A 19,955-nucleotide genomic window follows, 5' to 3' on the forward strand; every position below is an offset into this window, starting at 1 on the left:
CTGCTGGCCTTACCGGCGTCCCCGGTCTCCTCGGATTTCCCGGTCCGCCCGGCGGCCTCGGCGGCTGCGGCGTCGGGCTCGGGTAGGAGGGAGTCCTCAGACAGGACGGCCAGGCCCAGGGTCGTTGATGACGTCGGGGATGCCGTGGTTGATCTCGGGGTCAATGTGGTAAGGCCGCCCGGCCAGGACGATTCCCTTGCGGCCGTTGTCCTCCATCCACTTCAGGGCGCGGCGGCCCTCGGCGCGCACGTCGGCCTTGAAGGCGGCGTCCTCGGCGAAGCCCGCGGCCACGGCCCGGCGGGCCTCGGGCAGGGTGACGTCCCAGTCGGCGAAGACCTCGACGAGCCGCTCGGCGAGCGTCGCGGGGTCGGCCAGGTTGAGGAAGGGGGAGAGCATTCGCACGCCCGAGCCCCCGGGACCCGTGCCCCCCTCGGCGCCGTCGGGTCCTTCCTGCTGCCCATCGCGCACGGCCTCGACGTTGTTGCGGATGACCTCGGGGTAGGTGGCCACGATCGGGCAGTTGAAGTGGTCGGCAGCGCCCTTGACCAGCTCGCGCTCGTAGAAGACGCAGGGAAACCAGATCGTCTTGATGTCCTTGGCGATGAGGGCCTCGATGTGCCCGTGGGCGAGCTTGGCCGGGTAGCAGACGTTCTCCGAGGGGATCGTGTCCATGCCGGACTCGAAGAGCTCATGGTTGGAGCGCCCCGAGATCATGACGCGGAAGCCCAGCGAGGTGAGCACCGTGAACCACAGGGGGTAGTTCTCGTACATGCCCAGCACTCTGGGAATGCCGATGTCCCCGCGCGTGGCCGCACCCTCCCGCAGGCGCCGGTAGGAGAAGGCCCGCTTGTACTTGTAGTCGTAGAGGTTGGGCAGGTCGGACTTGGTGGCGCGCCGCTCCTGGGTGGCGCCCCGCTCACAGCGGTTGCCGGAGATGTGGCGCTGACCGTCGTTGAAGGTGGTGATGGTCAGCTGGCAATGGTTCTGGCACAGCTTGCAGGTGGCGGTCTCGGTGGTCAGGCTGAAGCGGGAGAGCTCGCCCAGGCTCATGAGACCGGAGGGCACGCCGTCGTAGGAGGCCCGGGCGCTCAGGGCCGCGCCGAAGCAGCCCATGAGCCCGGCGATGTCGGGGCGCACCACTTCCCTGCCCGTGAGCAGCTCGAAGGCCCGCAGGACCGCATCATTGAGGAAGGTGCCGCCCTGGACCGAAACCCGCTCGCCGAGCTGGTCGGCGTCCTTGAGCTTGATGACCTTGTACAGAGCGTTGCGCACCACCGAATAGGACAGGCCCGCGCTGATCTCCCCCACGGTGGCCGACTCACGCTGGGCCTGCTTGACCGAGGAGTTCATGAACACCGTGCAGCGGCTGCCCAGGTCCACCGGCCGCTCGGCGTGCAGCGCGGCCTCGGCGAACTCCCCGATCTTCAGCCCCATCGACTGGGCGAAGGTCTGCAGGAAGGAGCCGCAGCCGGCCGAACAGGCCTCATTGACGCTGATGGAGTCGATCGCGTCGCCCTTGATGCGCAGGTACTTCATGTCCTGGCCGCCGATGTCGATGACCGAGGTGACCCCGGGGTTGAGATAGGCCGCCGCCCGGTAGTGCGCCATCGTCTCGACCACGCCCTCGTCGATACGCAGCGCCGCCTTGACCAGGGACTCCCCGTAACCGGTGACGCAGGAGCGCACGATCCGCACCCCATCGGGCATCTCGCGGTGGATGCGCCGCAGGATCTCCACGGCGGCCGTCACCGGGTCACCCTCATTGCCGGCGTAGTGCTCCCACACGATCCGCCCGCGCCCGTCCAGGACGACGGCCTTGATCGTCGTCGAGCCGGCATCGATCCCCAGGAAGCAATCACCGTCCCCATGCTCTGCGGCCCCGCTCGTCCCCGGCGCCGACGACGCACCGGGGGCCTCATCGTCGAGCTCGTTATCCAGGCCGCCCGGCTCTTTCTCAGCAGGCTCGTCGGGAACCGGCCAGTGGGCCCGCTCGATGTGCGCGCGGGCGTGACGCTCGCGGAAGGCCTCCAGCTCGGCGACGTCCTTGAACAGCGGACGCATCCGGGAGGTCCCCAGGGACAGGGCCTTGCGGGTGGACAGGCGGGTGGACAGCTCCGAGATCGGCGTCGGCTCTCCCGAGGAGAGCAGGGCGGCACCGATGGCGACGTAGAGCTGGGCGTTGTCGGGACAGGTGAAGGAGTCCACCTGGTCCGCCAAGGTGCGCTCGAAGGCGGCGCGCAACTGGGGCAGGAAGTGCAGCGGCCCACCCAGGAACATGACGTGACCGCGGATGGGGCGCCCACAAGCCAGGCCCGCGATAGTCTGGGTGACGACGGCCTGGAGGACGGAGGCGGCCAGGTCCTCGCCGGCGGCGCCCTGGTTGATAAGCGGTTGCAGATCGGACTTGGCGAAGACGCCGCAGCGCGAGGCGATGGGGTAGAGCGTGGTGTAGCGCGAGGCCAGGTCATCCAGGCCAGCGGCGTCGGTGTGGAGGAGCTGAGCCATCTGATCGATGAAGGCTCCGGTACCGCCCGCGCAGGTGCCGTTCATGCGCTGCTCGGGGGTGGGGTGGAGGTAGGTGATCTTGGCGTCCTCACCACCGAGCTCGATGATGACGTCGGCCTGCGGGTCGCACACGCGCACGGTCTCGGTCTCGGCGATGACCTCCTGGACGAAGGGCAGGCCCATGAGGGTGGCCAGGGACAGCCCGGCGCTGCCGGTGACGGCCCCGCGCACAACGGCGCCCGGGTAGGCCCGGGCCACCTCCCCCAGCAGGCGGGTCAGCTCACCGCGCACGTCCGCGTTGTGACGACGGTACTCAGCAAACACCGGGGACACGGGAGGCACCGAGGCCGACGACGCAGATGCCGCGCCTCCTGCCCGAGCCGCCACGGGCGTCTCGGGCAGGAGGACCAGCTTGATGGTCGTCGAGCCGATGTCCAACCCCATCCGCAGAACCGTCGATGCCTCGGCGGGGCCGCCGCCCGGTGCAGGCCCCTCGGCGGGCGCACTGGTCTTAACGGACGTGTCGGGAGCGGGCCTCCGTGAGCTGGGGGGAGGAACGGACATGCTTCACCTCGGCGAGTGCCTGTGCCGACTCCCTGAGAGACGGCGATGTCGGACGGAAACCAAGGTATCGAGGCAAGCCACCAGCCTCAACGCTGTTGAAATAGCTTCGGATCTCCGACTCCGCTCATGTCTCTTCTTGGCAGGATGCCGCCCAGAGACTCCCCCGGACACCCGTCGCCGTCGTCGAGAATCTGAACGATGTTGAATATCGCACCGATAGTCTTTCCTAAAAATGGGGCGACCGTCACACACTCCTAGGGACGCTGCCCCCGACCAAGCACTGTGTTTTCCCGGCACTTCTCCGGTTTCTGCGGAGCTGGCAGTCCCGGACGATGGGGAGCGCCCGTAATCTCCTGGAGTGACCAGTAAAGCCGCCAACGCGCCGCAGCCGAGCGCCTCGCCCGAGGAGGAGACGCTCGAGAGCGCACGTTCTGGTCGCACGCGTCATCGGGGGCCGCGGCGTCGCCCGGACCCCGGCAGTATCCAGCCGTCCTCCACACGGGAGGCGATTCTGACCGCGGCGCGCGAGTCGTTCCTGGCGCAGGGATACGAGGGAACAACGATCCGGGCGGTGGCTCGCACGGCCGGAGTGGACCCGGCGCTCGTGTCGTACTACTTCGGCTCCAAGGGAGACCTGTTCGGGGCGGCCGTCAACCTGCGGGTGAGAGCGAGCGAGGAGATTGCGGCCGCCGTCAGCGGGGACCTGCGCTCAGCCGGCCCCCGCTTGGTGCGGCTGTCGCTGACCGCCTGGGACGACGCCGCGGACGGGGCGACCTTCCGCACCCTGCTGCGGTGGATGGCCACAGACGTCAGCGCCCCGGAGGCGATCCAGACCTACGCGACCGAGCAGATCGCCGTCCCGATGGCCGAGGCCCTCAAGCAGTCGGGGCTGCCGGAGGTCTCGGCACGAGAGCGGGCCACCCTGGCCGGGTCCCAGCTGGTGGGGCTGGCCATGATCCGCTACGTTCTGCGCCTTGATCCAATTGCGAGCGCCAGTGTCGAGCACCTGGTGGAGGTCGTCGGGCCGACGATCCAGCACTACCTCACCGACCCGTTGCGCCCCAGGTGAGTCGCCCCGCCACGTGAAGCGCGTGAAGAGACGACGACGTCAGCGCGCCACGCCGCCTGCCACGCGCATGGTGGCGCAGACCGTCATTCGGTCGCGGGAGCTGCGAGCGGTGGTCGCGGTCTAACGGGGCCGCAGGGCGAGGAGACCCATCAGGCGCCGAGAACCCGCGCCCTCACCACTGCGCGAGTCCGCCTCAGAGACCTCCTCGATGCCGTCTGACTGGAGGTGCATCATCCAGGCGGGCAGTCGGACCGGGTCGCGGGGGAAGAGCCGCAGCTCCGCCTCGCAGTCGGACCGGGTGCACGGCGGGACGAGGTCGGGGCGGCGCTCGTAGTCGAAGTCGGCGGTGAGATCCTCACCCCGTGCACTGATCGACAGGAAGGCCCAGGTCCAGGCGGCGCCGTCGGCGCGGGTTGTTGAGACCCGCAAGGCGACGGCGTCGCGAACGAGTTCATCGGGGACGCCGCCCTCCACCCACTCGACTCGACGTAGGAGGCCGGTTCTACGCAGCACCCGGTTGGCACAGGCGACACGCTCACCCAGCGCCTCGATCTCCACGACCACCTCGAGTGAGTCGGTCCGACGCAGCCAGGCGGCCCATCGGCTCGCGATGCCGTCGAGGGCGCTCGCCCTGGACGTTTCCGGGTTCTTCGTCTGCTCGCCCACGCATACACCTCCTTGGTCTCGGCGGGCTCGTCCCCTGGAATCGGGCGCATGCGTTCGCCCCGGCGGGCGAGCCGGGGCGAACATGCGCGCGATCGGGTCTGACGAGACCCGGTCAGAAGACCTCGTACCGCGAGGAGTTGAGGAAGACTCCGTGGCCGGTCTCGGTGTTGCGGCAGGTCATGCCGGTCTCCTCGGAGCTGCACACCCAGGAGCCGAAGGTGACGGACTGGCCGTACTCGACCACCTGGGGCGAAGAGCCGGCGCCGCGGAAGGCCTCATCAAGGGAGAACGCGCCCTCGCTGCGGCCACTGATCTGAGGCGTCGCACCACTGCTGAGGTCGAACCACCAGTTGGGCGAGCCCATCGCGTTCTGGCCGAAGGTGGACTCGGAGCGGTAGGACAGCACACCGCAACCCGCGTAGTGGGCGGACAGGTCGCATCCGATATTGCCCGACGGCGAGATGACCATGGCCGTCTTCTCCGAGACAAGGTTGTCCGGGACGAAGGACGTGGCCTGGCCCGCCTGCGAGTCGGCAGGCGGTGCGGGCTCGGTGGGCTTAGGCGCAGGGGATGCCGTGTCGGTGTTGCCGCCGGAGTTGTCGGCGGGCGCCTGAGTCGGCTGGGCGGGCGCGGGCGAAGCCTGGGGCTCGGGCGCTGAGGACTGCGCTGACTGGGCCGTCTCAGCCTGAGGCTCGCTGGAGCGGCTCGCATTGCCACTCGCCTCCGGATTCTTGGAGGCACCCTCGTTCTGCGTGCTCGGGTTGCTCGTCCCGCCCGGAGTCGCGGTCCTGCTCGCGCCGGCCCCGTTAGCGGAGGACTGCGCCCCGCTGGTGGCCGGGCGCGGTTCATTGGCGCGCGGGCTGGAGGGACGGGCAGCGGAACCCGAGGAGGGCTGCGGCCCGGACGACTCGCCGGCGCCCTTCCCGGTGGGGCTCGGGATGCGCGGCGAGGCGTGTCCCGACTTCTGTCCGGAGGTCGGCTTGGAGCCGGCCACTGACTGGGACTTGGCAGAGTTGGCAGAGTTAGCAGGGGACGACGAGGACGAGCCCGCGGTGCCCTGCTGATTAGCGTTGGAGGCACCACCTGACTGACAACCGGCCAAGAGCATGGCGGTCGAGGTGAGGACGACAAGGGACAGGGGGATAGTGAAGCCGCTTCGGCGGACCGCAATGGTCATGGCTGCGGCATCCTTTCGGTCGACGTCGGTGCAGCTAACACCGTACTAGAGCCCCGAAGAGGAGGGGAACAGTCAGGAAATTCAGGCATCACGCCCACTTCCGGCATCAGACGTCCCACCTTTCCAGCGAACCACTAGATTTCGTCGAGATAACGCCAATCACAACAAGATGAAGAGACAATCGCCCAGCAGACCACATTCCGGCAAGTGAGACAGATAACGGTTCGAAAACCCGTCCCGCAAGGGGCCGCACTCCCCGCGCACATCGCGGGCGAACGGGATGTTGGGCCGCCCACGGCGCTTTCGTGCGCCTCAAGCAGGTTCATTCACTAGGATGTTCTCGTGATCTTCAAGGCAGTGCGCGAGAGGCCCCCCTACCCCGACCACGGGGTCACCACTCAACGCGAGTGGGCCGTCATCGCGCCCCGACAGATCCGCCTGGCCGATCTCACCACCACCCGTGCGACCCTCGACCTGCGCAGCCTCCTGGATGACGACTCCACCTTCTACGGCGACCTGTTCGCCCACGTCGTCTCCTTCAAGGGGGACCTCTACCTGGAGACCGGGCTGCATCGGGCACTGCGCGCCGCCCTGCAGGGACGTACCGCGATCCACGCCCGCATCCTCGAGGTCACGGAGGACGGGACACCGAGGCTCGCCCCGGCGCCGCCGGCCTCCTGACGCTCGCCCGAGCCTCCGGATCCACGGATCCAGCTCGGTCCCATGTCACATCGGGGCCGCCACCGCCCGGCGAGCGCCGTCGTCCATTACTCTGGTTTGCGTGAGTAGTCCCGCAGATCCGCGCACCGAGTACCGCCGGCACATGCAGCACCGCCAGGCCACCATCATCGGCTCCATCCTGGCCGTCATGATCATCGCGGTCGCCGTGAGCCTCCTGGTGTCGCTGGGCATTCTGCCCGCCCCCAACCCGGGATTCTCGCGCCCCAAGAGCACCGCCACCTACGTGCCGCAGCCATGTCCGCCCGACGGCGCCAAGACCGTGGACGTCACCACGCTCACTGTCAACGTCTACAACGGCTCCGAGTCGGTGGGTCTGGCGACCACGGTGCAGCAGGAGCTGCAGGAGGCCGGCCTGACCGTCGCCTCGGCGAGCGACTGGCCGGGGGGCATCTACGGCGGCGAGGCGCAGATCATGTCCTCCAAGGGCAGCCTGGCCAATGCCTACTCCCTGGCCCAGGTCTTCCCCAACTCCACCGTGCAGATTGACGACAGCCTGTCCGACGACGACCCGACGGTCTCGGTGGTCCTGGGCAAGGAGTACCTGCAGAACGCATTGAACGCCGACGAGATCAAGCTGCTGGGCTCCGACAAGCCCATCACCGCCCCCAGCGACTGCGTCCCGGCGGACAAGGCCTCTCCGGCGGCTAAGGCCACGAAGGAGAGCTGAGCCGGGACGCCATCGGGGAGGCGGGTCGGCGCCCCTTGAGCCACCGGCCCCCGTCAATCCGTACCGCCATCGCCCTCGGGGCTCGACGCCGTCAAGCCCGCCGCCGGGGAGGCGGCCGAGGGAGCATGGGCGGCACGACTGGAGTAGGCCGGGCCCTCCAGCTCAGTGCCGGCGGGGGCAGAAGCCGGGGAGGCCTGTTCCAGGTTGGTTCCGCGCACCTTCGAAATCCAGCGCATGGCGTGATAGATGCCGATCGCGGCCACCGAACCGAGCGCAATGCCCTCGAAGGTCATGCCGCCCCAGGCCAGGGTGTAGTTGGCGATGGCCACCACCATGGACACGGCCGCCGTGTTGAGGTTAACGGGGTCTGAGAAGTCCACTCGGTTCTGCACCCAGATGCGCACCCCCAGCATGCCGATCATGCCGTAGAGGACCGTTGCGGCGCCGCCCAGGACGCCCGCCGGGATCGTCGCGATGATCTCGCCGAACTTCGGCAGCAGGGACAGGCCCAGGGCAGTCAGCGCCGCCACGACGTAGGCGGCGGTGGAGTAGACGCGGGTGGCGGCCATGACGCCGATGTTCTCCGCATAGGTGGTGGTGCCAGAACCGCCGCCGGCACCGGCGAGCACGGTGGACAGCCCATCGGCGAACAGGGCGCGTCCGGTGACGTCGTCGAGGTCCTCCCCGGTCATCGCGGAAACGGATTTGACGTGGCCGATGTTCTCGGCGACCAGGACGAGCACCACGGGGATGAACAGGCCCAGATAGCTGAGGTCGAATGCCGGGGGGTGGAAGTGGGGCAGGCCCAGGAGGGGGGCGTCGATCACCTTGTCGAACTGCACCTCGCCTCGCACCACGGCTGTGGCGTAGCCGATGAGCACTCCGATGAGGATCGCCAGGCGCCCGACGATCCCCTTGAACAGCACGGTGATGAGCAGGATCGACACGATGGTGACGACCGCCGTCACCGGAGCCTGCTTGACGTTGTTCCATGCCGAGGGCGCCAGGTTGAAGCCGATGAGGGAGACGATCGCACCGGTGACGATCGGCGGCATGAGGCGGTCGATCCAACCGGCCCCTGCCAGATGGACGACGACGCCCACGAGCAGCAGGGACACTCCCGCCGCGATGATCCCGCCCTGGGCCAGGGAGGCCTTGTGGGGATCGATGGAGCCTCCGCCGTCGGCCATGTAGCCGGTCACCGCTCCTATGGGGGCGATGAGGGCGAAGGAGGAGCCCAGGTAGCTGGGCAGGCGCCCAGAGGTGATCCCCAGGAACAGAAGCGTGCCCGTGCCGGTGAAGAACAGCGTCGTCGCCGGGTCGAAGCCCGTCAGAAGCGGCACCAGGAAGGTTGCGCCGAACATGGCGATGACGTGCTGGATGCCGATGCCGATCGTGCGCGGCCAGGTGAGGCGCTCACCGGGGGCGACGACCTCACCCGGGGCGATCGAACGACCATCGCCGTGAAGGCGCCAGCCGCGAGAAGGGGAAGAGGACACAGATGATCTCCTGCCTGAGCAAAAGGGGATTGATGGTGCCCCGTGGGAGATCCGCGTACGGCAGGCCCGCGGGACGCTCGGCAGGACCCGGCAGGCTCTGCCGGGGCTTCAGCATAGACCGTGGCCGGGAGCCGTGCCGGTCGGGCGCTCCGAGGCGGGCCGCCGGCCGGCACCGGCGGCAACAGCGCCTCGTCCCTGCGCCCGGCCCCCGCCTACTCTCCCCGCCCCTTCGCTCGACTCCTCCGCGGGAACGATGACTCCTCGGGCGCCGGCGGGCATGATGAGGTCATGAGCACCGCCCGGACCGCACCTCCAGGACAGAGCGCGCCGACCTTCTCCCCGGGCTCGGAGCAGTATGTCGACGGGCTCCCGCCGGGGTTCATCTTCCCCGGCACTGAGAACCTCAATCCTGCGGAGATCTTCTCCGGCCCCGGCTACACGGCGCCCCGCCCCCGTACGGACTCAGGGGCCACAGCCGCCCTGGTTTGCGGGCTGCTCGGTCTCGTCCCCCTTGTCGGCGTCGCCGCGATCATCCTGGGCATCGGCGCGCTACGGCGGCTGCGCCGCAGCTACAACTCTGGCGAGGGCATCGCCTGGCTGGGACTCATCCTCGGAGTCGCCTTCACCCTCCTCTGGCTCCTCATCGCGCTCATGCTGCTCGTGTTCTAGGAGCCCCGTCCCTCCGGCCGGTCCCCTACAGTGGTGCCGTGAAGCCTTTCATCATGGTGACGACGCGCCCCGAACACGAGGCGGCGCAGGACGAGTACGAATCCTTCCTGACCCAGAGCGGTTTGTCGCGCGGCGATCTGCAGCACATCGCTCTGGAGGAGGTCGACTTCCTCGCCTCCTTCACCGCTGCCGATGTCTCCGGGGTGCTCATCGGCGCCAGCCCCTACAACGCAGACACACCGGCGGCGGAGAAGACCCGCAGCCAGCAGCACGTCGAGAAGCAGATCCGCGAGCTGCTCACGGTCATACTCAAGGAGGGGATCCCGCTCCTGGCCACCGGCGTCGCGTTCCAAGTCCTTGCCGCCTACCTAGGCACCGGGACCTATGAGGAGTTCGGCGAGGAGCTGGGCGCCGTCGACCTGTTCCTGACGGCGGAGGGCCGTGAGGACCCGATCCTGGCGGGGCTCCCGCAGGCGATCACCGTGTTCGCCGGTCACTACGAGGGCGTGGGCGAGGTGCCCGCGCACGCGACGCTGCTGGCGAGCTCGCCCGACTGCCCCGTTCAGATGCTGCGCGTGGGCGAGAAGGTCTACGCCTGCCAGTTCAACCCCGAGCTCGACGCCGCCCGGTTCGAGCAGCGCGTGAGCATCTACGACGAAGCCGGCTACGGCGACCCGGACATGAGCGAGGACATTCTCACCCAGGCCAGGTCCTCCGATGCGCACGACGCCGGACAGATCATCCGCAACTTCGCCTCGCACTTCGCACGCGGCTGAGACGCCAGGGACTCAGGAGTCCTGACACCCTGGGGACCCGGGCAAAGACGAAGCTCTGGAATCTCAGCAATGACCATCAGGATCATGTCATGACATATTCGTCACCTTACTCGGGAGCATCTCAGGGCCGGGGCGGCTCGTCGAACTCGCCGTACGACGCCTACGGCCAGCATCCCGTGAACGCCCCGTACGCCGGGGCGCCGTATGGGCAGCCGCCGCCAGCCGGCCGCGCTCCCTACGCGCATCCCGGTCAGCTCGCGTTCCCGCCCCAATCGATGTATCCCGCTCCGGGAGGTCCCGCATTCCCGGGGCAGCCCTCGCCGTCGCCCCAGGTGCCGGCGCTGCAGTATTTCGCCGACCCTGTAGGAACATCGCAGTACCAGCCGTATGCGACTTCCGGTTCCCCCTACCTGAGCGGAGCGGCCACCGCACCGGGCTATTCCCCTGAAGGCCGGATTGCGCGACCGGGCCACCCGAGCGCGGAGACGGCGACATCCCGGGCCAACGGCACAGGACATCACGTGCCGTGGCGCGGTGAAAAGACGGCGGCGCTGATCATGATGATCCTTGCCGCCACTATCGAGGCCGTCTCATTCATCACCCTGCTTCTCAGCCTCGCAGGAGGGTCCGACTGGCTGGTCTTCTTACTCATCACTATGATGCTCGTCGGCGTCACACCGGTGATCTGGTCGTTTTACTTCGGATTACGCCACCTGTTCCGCAACCAACCGGTCTGCGAGATGGTGGGGCTTGCGCTGTGGTTCGGTTATGGAGTACTCGGGCTGCTGAGCGGCACATCCAGCAACGATCCGCAGGCTGGCCTGTATGCCGTCTGCACTGTCCTCTCCTTCATCGTCACCTCTATCGCTGCCGTCTTGACGGTACAACTCAATCAGCGTCTGAAGGATCCGCAACCGTGGACCGTCACCCTGGCTCTGGGGGCCTGTCAGTTCGTTCTGCTCAACAACATTCTCCGCCTGGGAGAATTCGGCGTCATCACCTACACGACGGTATCGAACGGCGAGAGCCTCAGTGAGTACACGGCCAGCACATGGCTCATGTGGTCGAACTCAGGAGGAGTCGGGCTTCCCCTAGCACCGGGATTGATCATTTCGGTCGCGATCACTTCTCTGGCCGCCATCGGAGTCGTCCTGGGGATGCGTTCGCCCCGCAGCAGAGGCTTCCGAATCGCATCCGTCACCGCCGTCTCTCTTCTGACCCTCTGCAACCTCATCATTGTCCTTGCCTACGGGTTGCCCACCAGCGGCGGACACGCGCACAAGCCCTCCGACATGGGATTGGAAGTGGTGACCATCATCATCGTCGGCGCCATCCTCATTGGGGCCACGCTGCTCGCAGGGCATCGCTCCCTCGCCTCACCAGCCGTCAACGGCAACCAGTACGGCCCTCGCGCCTCAGGCGCACCGAGCACACAGGGCATGCAGAGTCGCTTCCGTCAATATGGCCGGCCCCAGTGGCCCACGGGAGGCGGGTACTGAGATCGTTCAGGAGCCGTGACGCTGGTACACAGGTTGGTCTCGCTCATCGACACCGACCACCGGGTCGGCCACAATGCAGTTATGTCGCAGCCGTTCCCGCCGTCTCAGGTTCCCCCAGCCTCTTCCGCATCAGGCAGATCCCAGGAGACTCCTGCGCAGTCGTACGGCCGGCCCTCCGGCATTCCCTCCCCATCCACATCGCCGTACACCGCCTATGCGCACGGCTCATCACCCCGCCCCGCCCCGCCAGTCGATTACCCCTACCTCCAGGGACAGACCGCTACTCCAACGCGGCCAGTGCCGCAACACCTCTCCAGCGTCGGACAGCCGGCCAGTAGGATCGTCTCCGGCGCAGCGGGCACAACCCCCTCTTCGGTCATCCCCACGGCAACGTTCCCCAGATCCGTTCCAGTCACCCCTTCCCACCCTATTCCCGCCGCCCCGCAGCCCTCCGCACAACCTCGGCTCGTCCAGGAGCCGTCACCCAGCATTACCCGTCAGACCGCCCCCGGCTTACCCGTATCCTGGCAACGCGATCGGATCATCGCACTGATCGTGACCCTGGTAGCTTGCATACTCCAGATCATATGGACTTGCATCGACGCCTCCGAACATCCGTCCTTCCACACCGATCGGGGATTCACCCCGAAATTGATCATCGAGCTGGTGTTCTACATCCTTTACACTCTGGGTGCCTGGTGGCTGCTTCTTCTCTTCTTCTCACTGAGAGCGATACATAAGAATAAATCCAGCGCAGTGATTGTGGCGGCAGCTCTTCAACTGCTGCTGATCGACGTCCTCGTTTTCAACAACGATATCATCGGCAATCCTCTACCCATCCTGTGCCTCCTGGCGACCGGTAGTGCTGCAATCGCAACAGTATTCATGAATCAGCGCACGCCGTCCCCATCGCCATGGCCGGTCACCCTGGGACTGGCGATCAATCTGTTCATACTTGTGAGCATGCTTCATCGTCTCATGAGATCCGCCCTGTACGCCTTCAACGACAACTCCATACGAGCTACCGCGGTAGGGCTGTGGATGATCCCATCACCTTCGAACGAGTTCCCCGGAACTCCGTACGCCCTAGGAGTCCTCCTGACGGTCATCATCGCCATTTTCTCCGCCGTCGCACTACGTTTTGGATACCGTCCATCACGCAGGTCCACATTCGCAAAACTCTGCGGAATCGGTCCGATGCTCGTTGCTCTGCACAATATTTGTATTCTCTCCATATTCGGCATGACCGGCACATCCATCATCGCCGCACTCGGATTCACCAGCGTTGGCCAGGGGGGTCACCCCTACGCAACCTTCCGGACATGGGTGTCGTCGATCCTTCTGGGCCTCATCGCCACGGCGGTGGCAGTGCTGCTGCATCGCAGTTCCTCCGCCGACAGGCGCATGCAGGCACTTCAGGGGACGTCGCCGACCGGACCGACGGCGACCCCCCGTTACCAGCGATATCGCCCCCACACGAGGTAGAGGTGTCTCCGTTCACATCCGCCTCTGAGTGAACTAAGTCACTCACCGGGTCCCATCCAACTCTCGCTCGGCTCCGAACTCCTGATGACGGTGCGCACGGTCGGTGCGCCGCCATTCACCCCATCACTTCACCGAGGAGTTCCTATGCGCACTCGCAAGATCGTATCCGCCGCCCTTCTCGTCGCCGCACTCGCCGTGGGCACCGCCGCCTGCGGCTCCACGGATGCCGACAAGGGCACGATGGACAGGATGAAGCAGACCTCCGCCCCGAGCGGCTCCATGAGCGACGGCAAGATGTCCGACGGGAAGATGTCGGATGACAAGATGTCCGATAGCCCTACCTCCGGCTCCATGAGCGACGGCAAGTAGGCCGCCCCGTGACGCTCGGGCCCACCTAGGCTCCGTCAGGCCGGTGACTTCTGAGCCTGCTCGCGCCCGAGCGTCTCGAGGTCGGATTCCAGCGCACCGACGAGTCCTCTGAGCAGCCCCAGGGTCTCGTCGCTGCGAACCCGGCAAATGCGCCGGGTCGACACCTTCGTGATCTCCAGCAGCCCCGCCCGCTCCAGCAGCTTCACGTGGTGGGAGACGGCGGTGCGAGACAGCGGTGAGACCTGGGCGATCTCCCCAACCGTCTGCGGGCCATGCTGGAGAAGGTGGACGACGATCTGCTGACGCATGGGGTCCTTGAGGGCCTCGAACATGGGGATGCAGTCATTGAGGATGGCGATGCTGCACCGGTCGGCCGGATGCTCGGCCCGGCCGTTCTCCTCTTCATCAGCAGCATGACGAGTCACGGCTCTTGCGCTCTCTTAGTTCCTGCGATCACAGTGTCCGGCGCCGCGCCGCACCACCGTCAGCCGTGCCGCTGCGCTCTGCGGGGCATCAGCGCACCGAACCCATGCCTGCACACCGTGAAGGCCAGGGCGGCGAGCCCGTTGCCATGGGCCGAGGCGTAACCGCCCCGAGCGAGCCGGTGCATCTGCATCTCGTACCAGCCGATGAGCAGGACACCGCCGAGCGCCTCGTCGAGCGCCTTGACTCGTGTGGAGATACGGGGCAATTCGATCCGGCGTCGGCCCGCACCGTTGAGAATGCGCTTCGGCAGGTCGGGAATGAGGGCCAAGGGCCGCCCGATCCCAACAAAATCGGTCAGTCCCTCGGCGACAGCCTCCTCCATGTCCGACGCGGAGCGGAAGCCGCCGGTGAGCGCCACCGGCATGGAGACGAGCTCCTTGAGACGGCGCGCGTAGTCGGCGAAGTAGACGCCGCGACGGTGGTCCTCAACGCTGCTGTCGGTCTCTTCGAAGACCGGCTTGCGATAAGTGCCGCCCGAGATCTCCAGGACGTCCACCCCCAGCTCGGACAGGCGGACTGCGACGCGCAGCGAGTCCTCCTGACTCATGCCGCCGGGGTCGCCATCGGAGGAGTTGAGCTTGACGGCGATGGGGAAGTCAGGCCCCAGGGTCTCGCGCATGCCCTGATAGATCTCGATGAGGAAGCGCATGCGTCCCTCCAGGGAGCCTCCGTATTCGTCGGTGCGATGATTGTCCACCGGGGAGAGGAACTGGCTGATGAGGTAACCATGGGCGGCATGGATCTCAACGCCGGTGAAGCCCGCCTTCTTGGCGACGCGGGCGGTGGTGACGAAACGGCGCACGACGTCGCCGATCTCCTCGCGGCTGAGCTCGCGGGGCGGCGCGAAGAACCGCCCGTAGCCGCCCGCGCTCGAAATCTTACTGGGAGCGACCGGGTGGAGATTGACCGAGCGGGGAGACTGCCTGCCGGGGTGATTGATCTGCATCCACAACTGGGTACCGCCGGCGGTACCGGCCTGCGCCCAACGCCGCAGCATCTCCAGGTGGGACTCGTCCTCGACGACGATGTTGCCGGGCTCCCCCAGGTGGCGGGAGTCGACCGCGACATTTCCGGTCACCAGGACCCCGGAGCCGCCAGCTGCCCAGCGCCCGTAGAGGTCCACGATGTCCTGCGAGGGCCCCAGACCGGGAGTTCCTAGGGCCTCGTGCATGGGCGCCTTGAAGAAACGGTTCTTCACAGTCACCCCGCAGGGCAGGGTGAGCGGTTCAGCGAGGACAGAACTCGTTGCGGGCATCGGCAACCTTTCGTCGAAGCGTCGAAGTACTTTGACCTTTCGACTCACGAGAGGCTACCACGCTCATCGGCGCCAACCGTATCGGCGAACATGCTTCCCGACTCGCACACCGAGCCAGAGGCAGTAGATCGCAATGATAAGGACCACCGCCACACGGCTTCCACTGAGCACTACTCCATACAGTCCAACGACGACGACAGCATCGGCCAGGATGTAGGTAGCCACACCGAAGCGAAGAGACTCAGCACGAGCGATTTCCTTCCAGGCGCATACGAGGAGCCAAACCGCCCCAACAATGAGTGCAGCGTGAATAATCACGAACGACCATAGATACCCGTCCACCCCCTCGCCCATCGCCACGGCAGCCGCCAACGCACCGCCACCGGCTGCAGCCTGCCCAAGCGTTCTTTTAGCGCTGAGCGACGGCTTTACCGCACCTGCCTCATTGTCCGTCACTGCAGAACACCCGATTTCATTCGATCTCCGGCACGAGGGGAGGGAAGCCCCGATCAACGTGGAGAGCCACCCCGGCAGCCACTAAGGCGACACCAAGCCACTCATCCCCATTCGCCTCCGACTCCCTGATGACACGATCACCGTACTCGAGCGACAAATAGGTACACCAGTAAATTATAGTCGGCAAAACCCTGTCGACACTTCGGCTTGTAGTATTTCTACAAGTTCCTTCGCGCCTCACATGTATGTGTGCGACAAGAGTTCGGGACGATTCGGCTACCTAGAGCAGTCGCGGGCGTGGACGGACACGAAGTTGGCCAGGAGCTTCCAGGAGTCGGAGACGTCGTCGAGACGCACGCGCGCCTGGAGCTCGGCAAGCTCATCGTCAGCGAAGTAGCCGTGGCCGGAGTAGAAGCCGAGACGGTGGGCGAGGTAGTCGCCGTCAAGCTCGGGGTGGAACTGAGTGGCGTAGAGGTTGTTCTTGATGCGGAACATCTGCACGGGGCAGGCCTGGCCGGACCCCAGGACGACGGCGTGGGGCGGCAACTCGGTGACGGCCTCCTTGTGGGCGACGAAGGCCTGGAAGACTCTGGGAACGCCCGCGCAGATCGGATCGGCCAGGCCGGCCTCGGTGAGGGTGACGTCGGGGGCGGTGACGGCCTCGCCGTAGGTCGTGTCGACGACGGCGCCCTGATGGCAGGCGAGCGTGCCGATGCCGTAGCAGGCGCCGAAGAAGGGGAAGTCGGCCTCGACGACGCGGTCGAGCAGGCCGGAGAGCTCGGTCTCGACCCGCTTCTGGGTGGCGGATTTCTTCTCCGGTGGGGTGGAGGCGTTGAAGGGAGAGCCGCCCACGAGGATCCCGGACCAGTCGTCCAGATTGATCTGGGGCAGGGGCCGGGACTCCAGGCGCAGGCGAACGAGCGTGGACTCATCCAGGCCGGTGCGCTTGAGGAAGGCCTCGTACTCGGCGTCGGCCGGCTCGTCGTCGCTGCGGGTGGCCAGGAAGAGGAAGGGTTTCACAGGATGACTTTAACGGGGGTCGACGGGGACGGCAGCATCCTTATCTCACGCCGTTCCCAGAATCACGTTCAGGCACCCGCCCGCAGACTTCTGAGAACATCCTCGACGGCGGCCAGGGCGATGCCGGAGGCCTGGCGCAGGGAGAGCTGCGCCTGCCCGAGGTTCGCGCCTGCGGCGGGGGCGTCGAGGTAGGCCAGAGCCGCGACGGACACGCCCCGGGAGGCCAGGGCCATGGCCTCGGCGACGGAGTCCGTAACGGCGGCGTCGGCCCCCATGGAGGCCAGGGCACGGGACTCGGCGGGGCTTGGGCGCAGCGGGCCGGGGATGAGGGCGACAACGGCGCTTCCGTTCACCCCGCGCAGGCTCCCCAGCCGCTCGGCGAGGTTCGCGTCCCACCCTGCCGAGACCATGCCGGTGGCCGGGAAGAGGGGAGCACCTGAGAGGTTGAGGTGGTCGGTCACAACGCGCACCTGGCCGGGAGCCGTATCGCCGGATGCGTTCCCGGACTCGCCCAGCGCTGTGGCGCGCGTGATGAGCAGGGCGGCGCGCAGGCGGGCGCCGCTGGCGATCCGGGCCAGCGCCGTCGTACTGCGGGCGGACTCGCCCTCGAACAGGCTGGTGCGGCCGCGGGCGACGAGGACGCCGAGGCCGCCGCGCTCGTAGGACATCAGGGCGTCCTCCTGGCCGGGGGCGCTCGGAGCGTGGACTCCGGGCAGGAAGGACAGGCGCACGCGGGCGGCGGGGCGCCCCCAGACCTGGTCGAGGTCGCGCAGGAAAGCTGGTTCGGCGATGACGAGGAGGTCGTGGCGGGCGCGGCCCGTGGCCAGGAGGATGGAGGCGCCGTCGGGGTCCTCGTCCCAGGTTCCTGGTGGGGCGGGCTGCTGGGCCATGGGTTCTCCTCGGGTGGGCCCGGGGCGGGCGAAAGGGCGGGGACGATGACCGGCACGGGGGCACCGGTCAGGGTGGGGCGAAGTTTACGCGAAGATGTCGGGGCGCGCCGCCGGTCCCAGCCGGTCCCAACGGCTCCAGCCGACTCCGGACGGTCGCGGCCAAATGTCGCCCGTCGCCTACCGCGGAGAGCTGCGGCGACATCTACATGGTGCGATCGAAGTAGATGTTCGCCCCAATGAGACCGAAGACCTGAAGGCACAGGACGATACCGACGACCGGCTCCATCCGGCCCCCGAAGGCGCCTACGGGGACAGCGACAAGGTTTCCGATGAACCCGACGACGCCCACCAGGGCCCAGGCCCGTCGCGAGGCGGCCCTGTCCCGTTCGTCCTCCCGCTTCTCGAGCTCGCGGACGAAGAAGGTGTCGTATCCGAACCTCTTAGCAACAAACAGGGCGACGAGCGCCAGCGTTGCGGCCGTCCCCCCGCTGGCGGCTCCATAGAGGAAGCCGTTGCGCATCGGGATTGTCAAGGCGGCCACCCACAGGAGGATCACGATGACGATGGCGGACGTCATGCCTGCGGCGGTGATCTGCCACGACACGGTGGTCATCGGGCCTTTCCGCACTTTCGGCGTCGAACCGGAGAAGGACGAACCGGCGGCCGGGGTGGAGGTAGGGGCGGGCGTGGGATCTGACTCAGACATGGAAAATCTCCTCGACAGTGGTCTCGAAGTAGCGGGCGATGGCGATGGCGAGAGGAAGGGAGGGGTCGTACTTGCCCTTCTCGATGGAGTTGACGCTCTGCCTAGAGACGCCCAGGGCAGCTCCGAGCTGGGCCTGGGTGAGGCCGCGCGCCTCGCGCAGGCTGCGCACGTCGTTATCCATGGCACTCACCGCCCAGAGCACGGTGAGACAACCGAGATGCATGGGCAACCGCCCTTCCCCGGCTCATGCCGCAGCCGCGTTCCGGGCGGCACGCAGTCGTGGGGACAGCCACGCGACACCGACGATGGAGACGCCGATCATGGCGGCACCCATGAGGCGGACAACCAGCAGAAGTGGTCCGGCGGAGAGATGAGTGGCCGCCGGATTCACGAAGCCCACCATGATTCCGGTGGGGGCACTGCAGATGAAAGCGGCTATCTGCCCGCCGAGCTTCTTGACGAGCTCGGGCGTCTCCTCGGCGCGAACCTCGGGCAGATGGCGAGCCGAGTACCGGTGGACGAGCAGATAGAGGACGATCCCGGCGACGAGGCCACCGACCACGCCGGCGACGAAGGTGACACCGGAGGAGGCCGACGACGCGGCGGTCAGGACAGTAGGAGCGAAGACGGCGGAGAGCATGGCGATCATCCCTTAAATAGCCACTCACCCCTGAGAGGGGGTGTCATGTTTGCTTGACATGTCTAGTCTGCTTGACAGAATCCGTCATGTCAAGCCACCTTCACACGACAACTTATTGCACACAATGTGCAAGAACAAAAGACTCTCAACTAACATCCAGGCATGGCTGAGCGAACTTTCATCATTAATGCACCAATCAATCGGGTTCAATCGATTATCACGGACTTCTTCACCCGCGAGGGCTGGACCTGTACCCCCAGCACCACCGGCGGCATTCACCTCAATCGAGGCAATAAGGGGCTGACCATCGCTCTCGGAGCGCTGGCGCTCGGCAGCTTCTACCTCTCCCAAGACGTCGACCTCACAACCGGCCCGCAGGGGGAGACGATAGCGGTCTACCGCCCATCAACGGGCAAGGCGCTCATCGGTGGGGCGATCGGCGTGCACAAGTCTATGAAGACACACGCCGAGTACGTCGAGAAGCTCACCCAGGCCCTGCAGTCCCAGGGCATCCTCCTGGGACTGCAATAGCCTGCGCCTCCACGGGAACCTTTTCCTCACTCACCGACGAAAACTTCAGAGATGACACGGAGCCGCGTCGTCTGTGAAGAAAATGTCGGTATGTCTCGACCGACCGACCCCATCAGGGCCCTGCTCGCTTCTCCCCCTCACCTGCCGGTGGTCGAGGTGCTGACCGAGCTGCGCGAGCGCCTCTCCTCAGGCTCGGATGGCGTCGGCGCCTGCCTGGTGCTCACCGCACCGCCCGGCACCGGGAAGACGACGCTCGTCCCACCGCTCCTGGCCGACGTCCTCGTC

20 protein-coding genes and 1 pseudogene are annotated in these 19,955 nt (G+C 66.8%); 10 read left to right on the top strand and 11 right to left on the bottom strand.

The window, feature by feature from the left end:
• Positions 1-2,949: pseudogene (locus HMPREF0975_RS12270) on the bottom strand (acyl-CoA dehydratase activase-related protein); the annotation flags it as partial.
• A gap of 478 nt (positions 2,950-3,427) precedes the next feature.
• Between HMPREF0975_RS12270 and HMPREF0975_RS12275 the strand changes: the two are divergent.
• Positions 3,428-4,138: a TetR/AcrR family transcriptional regulator gene (locus HMPREF0975_RS12275; protein ID WP_009234505.1), complete on the top strand. Its 711-nt coding sequence runs from the start codon at positions 3,428-3,430 to the stop codon at positions 4,136-4,138.
• Between the two features lie 120 nt (positions 4,139-4,258).
• Here the strand turns inward: HMPREF0975_RS12275 and HMPREF0975_RS12280 are convergent, their stop codons facing one another.
• Both HMPREF0975_RS12280 and HMPREF0975_RS12285 read right to left on the bottom strand, forming a co-directional pair.
• Positions 4,259-4,804, bottom strand: a complete 546-nt coding sequence (locus HMPREF0975_RS12280) for a hypothetical protein (RefSeq protein ID WP_009234506.1) — start codon at positions 4,802-4,804, stop codon at positions 4,259-4,261.
• 112 nt (positions 4,805-4,916) lie between these two features.
• Positions 4,917-5,981, bottom strand: a complete 1,065-nt coding sequence (locus HMPREF0975_RS12285; RefSeq protein ID WP_009234507.1) for a hypothetical protein — start codon at positions 5,979-5,981, stop codon at positions 4,917-4,919.
• A 342-nt stretch (positions 5,982-6,323) separates the two neighbouring features.
• Between HMPREF0975_RS12285 and HMPREF0975_RS12290 the strand changes: the two genes are divergently transcribed.
• Positions 6,324-6,662 (top strand): hypothetical protein, encoded by a 339-nt coding sequence (locus HMPREF0975_RS12290; RefSeq protein ID WP_009234508.1) that lies wholly within the window; start codon positions 6,324-6,326, stop codon positions 6,660-6,662.
• 142 nt (positions 6,663-6,804) lie between these two features.
• Positions 6,805-7,389, top strand: coding sequence for a LytR C-terminal domain-containing protein (locus HMPREF0975_RS12295; protein ID WP_009234509.1), 585 nt, complete (start codon positions 6,805-6,807; stop codon positions 7,387-7,389).
• 53 nt (positions 7,390-7,442) lie between these two features.
• Here the strand turns inward: HMPREF0975_RS12295 and HMPREF0975_RS12300 are convergent, their stop codons facing one another.
• Positions 7,443-8,888: a uracil-xanthine permease family protein gene (locus HMPREF0975_RS12300; protein WP_009234510.1), complete on the bottom strand. Its 1,446-nt coding sequence runs from the start codon at positions 8,886-8,888 to the stop codon at positions 7,443-7,445.
• 288 nt (positions 8,889-9,176) lie between these two features.
• Here HMPREF0975_RS12300 and HMPREF0975_RS12305 point away from each other — a divergent pair, with 288 nt between their 5' ends.
• The 5 genes from HMPREF0975_RS12305 to HMPREF0975_RS12325 all read left to right on the top strand — a co-directional run bounded on the left by HMPREF0975_RS12305 (position 9,177) and on the right by HMPREF0975_RS12325 (position 13,686).
• Positions 9,177-9,557, top strand: coding sequence for a DUF4190 domain-containing protein (locus HMPREF0975_RS12305; protein ID WP_021605263.1), 381 nt, complete (start codon positions 9,177-9,179; stop codon positions 9,555-9,557).
• A 38-nt stretch (positions 9,558-9,595) separates the two neighbouring features.
• Complete coding sequence (locus HMPREF0975_RS12310; RefSeq protein ID WP_049939932.1) at positions 9,596-10,333, top strand: glutamine amidotransferase-related protein; 738 nt, start codon at positions 9,596-9,598, stop codon at positions 10,331-10,333.
• A 332-nt stretch (positions 10,334-10,665) separates the two neighbouring features.
• Positions 10,666-11,832 carry an annexin A7 gene (locus tag HMPREF0975_RS12315; RefSeq protein ID WP_232212534.1) on the top strand — a complete coding sequence of 389 codons (1,167 nt, stop codon included), beginning with the start codon at positions 10,666-10,668 and terminating at the stop codon, positions 11,830-11,832.
• 555 nt (positions 11,833-12,387) lie between these two features.
• On the top strand, positions 12,388-13,317 hold the full coding sequence (locus HMPREF0975_RS12320; protein WP_156808292.1) for a hypothetical protein: 930 nt from the start codon (positions 12,388-12,390) through the stop codon (positions 13,315-13,317).
• A 144-nt stretch (positions 13,318-13,461) separates the two neighbouring features.
• The gene (locus HMPREF0975_RS12325; protein WP_009234515.1) at positions 13,462-13,686 is read left to right on the top strand and encodes a hypothetical protein; all 225 of its coding nucleotides are present in this window, start codon (positions 13,462-13,464) and stop codon (positions 13,684-13,686) included.
• Between the two features lie 35 nt (positions 13,687-13,721).
• Here the strand turns inward: HMPREF0975_RS12325 and HMPREF0975_RS12330 are convergent, their stop codons facing one another.
• The 7 genes from HMPREF0975_RS12330 to HMPREF0975_RS12365 all read right to left on the bottom strand — a co-directional run bounded on the left by HMPREF0975_RS12330 (position 13,722) and on the right by HMPREF0975_RS12365 (position 19,139).
• Entirely contained in the window at positions 13,722-14,111 is a 390-nt protein-coding gene (locus HMPREF0975_RS12330) for an ArsR/SmtB family transcription factor (protein ID WP_009234516.1), read from the bottom strand.
• Positions 14,112-14,170: 59 nt separating this feature from the next.
• Positions 14,171-15,427 carry an NADH:flavin oxidoreductase/NADH oxidase family protein gene (locus HMPREF0975_RS12335; protein WP_009234517.1) on the bottom strand — a complete coding sequence of 419 codons (1,257 nt, stop codon included), beginning with the start codon at positions 15,425-15,427 and terminating at the stop codon, positions 14,171-14,173.
• 732 nt (positions 15,428-16,159) lie between these two features.
• On the bottom strand, positions 16,160-16,903 hold the full coding sequence (locus HMPREF0975_RS12345) for a glutamine amidotransferase (protein WP_009234519.1): 744 nt from the start codon (positions 16,901-16,903) through the stop codon (positions 16,160-16,162).
• Between the two features lie 68 nt (positions 16,904-16,971).
• Complete coding sequence (locus tag HMPREF0975_RS12350; RefSeq protein ID WP_009234520.1) at positions 16,972-17,793, bottom strand: hypothetical protein; 822 nt, start codon at positions 17,791-17,793, stop codon at positions 16,972-16,974.
• Between the two features lie 202 nt (positions 17,794-17,995).
• Positions 17,996-18,499: a hypothetical protein gene (locus HMPREF0975_RS12355; RefSeq protein ID WP_009234521.1), complete on the bottom strand. Its 504-nt coding sequence runs from the start codon at positions 18,497-18,499 to the stop codon at positions 17,996-17,998.
• The gene (locus HMPREF0975_RS12360; RefSeq protein ID WP_034473807.1) at positions 18,492-18,680 is read right to left on the bottom strand and encodes a helix-turn-helix transcriptional regulator; all 189 of its coding nucleotides are present in this window, start codon (positions 18,678-18,680) and stop codon (positions 18,492-18,494) included. Before HMPREF0975_RS12360 ends, HMPREF0975_RS12355 begins: the two co-directional genes overlap by 8 nt.
• A 63-nt stretch (positions 18,681-18,743) precedes the next feature.
• On the bottom strand, positions 18,744-19,139 hold the full coding sequence (locus HMPREF0975_RS12365; RefSeq protein WP_009234523.1) for a hypothetical protein: 396 nt from the start codon (positions 19,137-19,139) through the stop codon (positions 18,744-18,746).
• Positions 19,140-19,301: 162 nt separating this feature from the next.
• On the opposite strand from HMPREF0975_RS12365, the gene HMPREF0975_RS12370 reads away from it, so the two are divergent.
• Both HMPREF0975_RS12370 and HMPREF0975_RS16300 read left to right on the top strand, forming a co-directional pair.
• Positions 19,302-19,670, top strand: coding sequence for a hypothetical protein (locus HMPREF0975_RS12370; protein WP_009234524.1), 369 nt, complete (start codon positions 19,302-19,304; stop codon positions 19,668-19,670).
• A 90-nt stretch (positions 19,671-19,760) separates the two neighbouring features.
• Positions 19,761-19,955 (top strand): hypothetical protein (locus HMPREF0975_RS16300; RefSeq protein ID WP_198009181.1); only part of this gene is annotated, 195 nt, incomplete at its 3' end.

The organism is Actinomyces sp. oral taxon 849 str. F0330 (genome assembly GCF_000239715.1).
In the GTDB taxonomy this organism is placed as follows: domain Bacteria; phylum Actinomycetota; class Actinomycetes; order Actinomycetales; family Actinomycetaceae; genus Actinomyces; species Actinomyces johnsonii.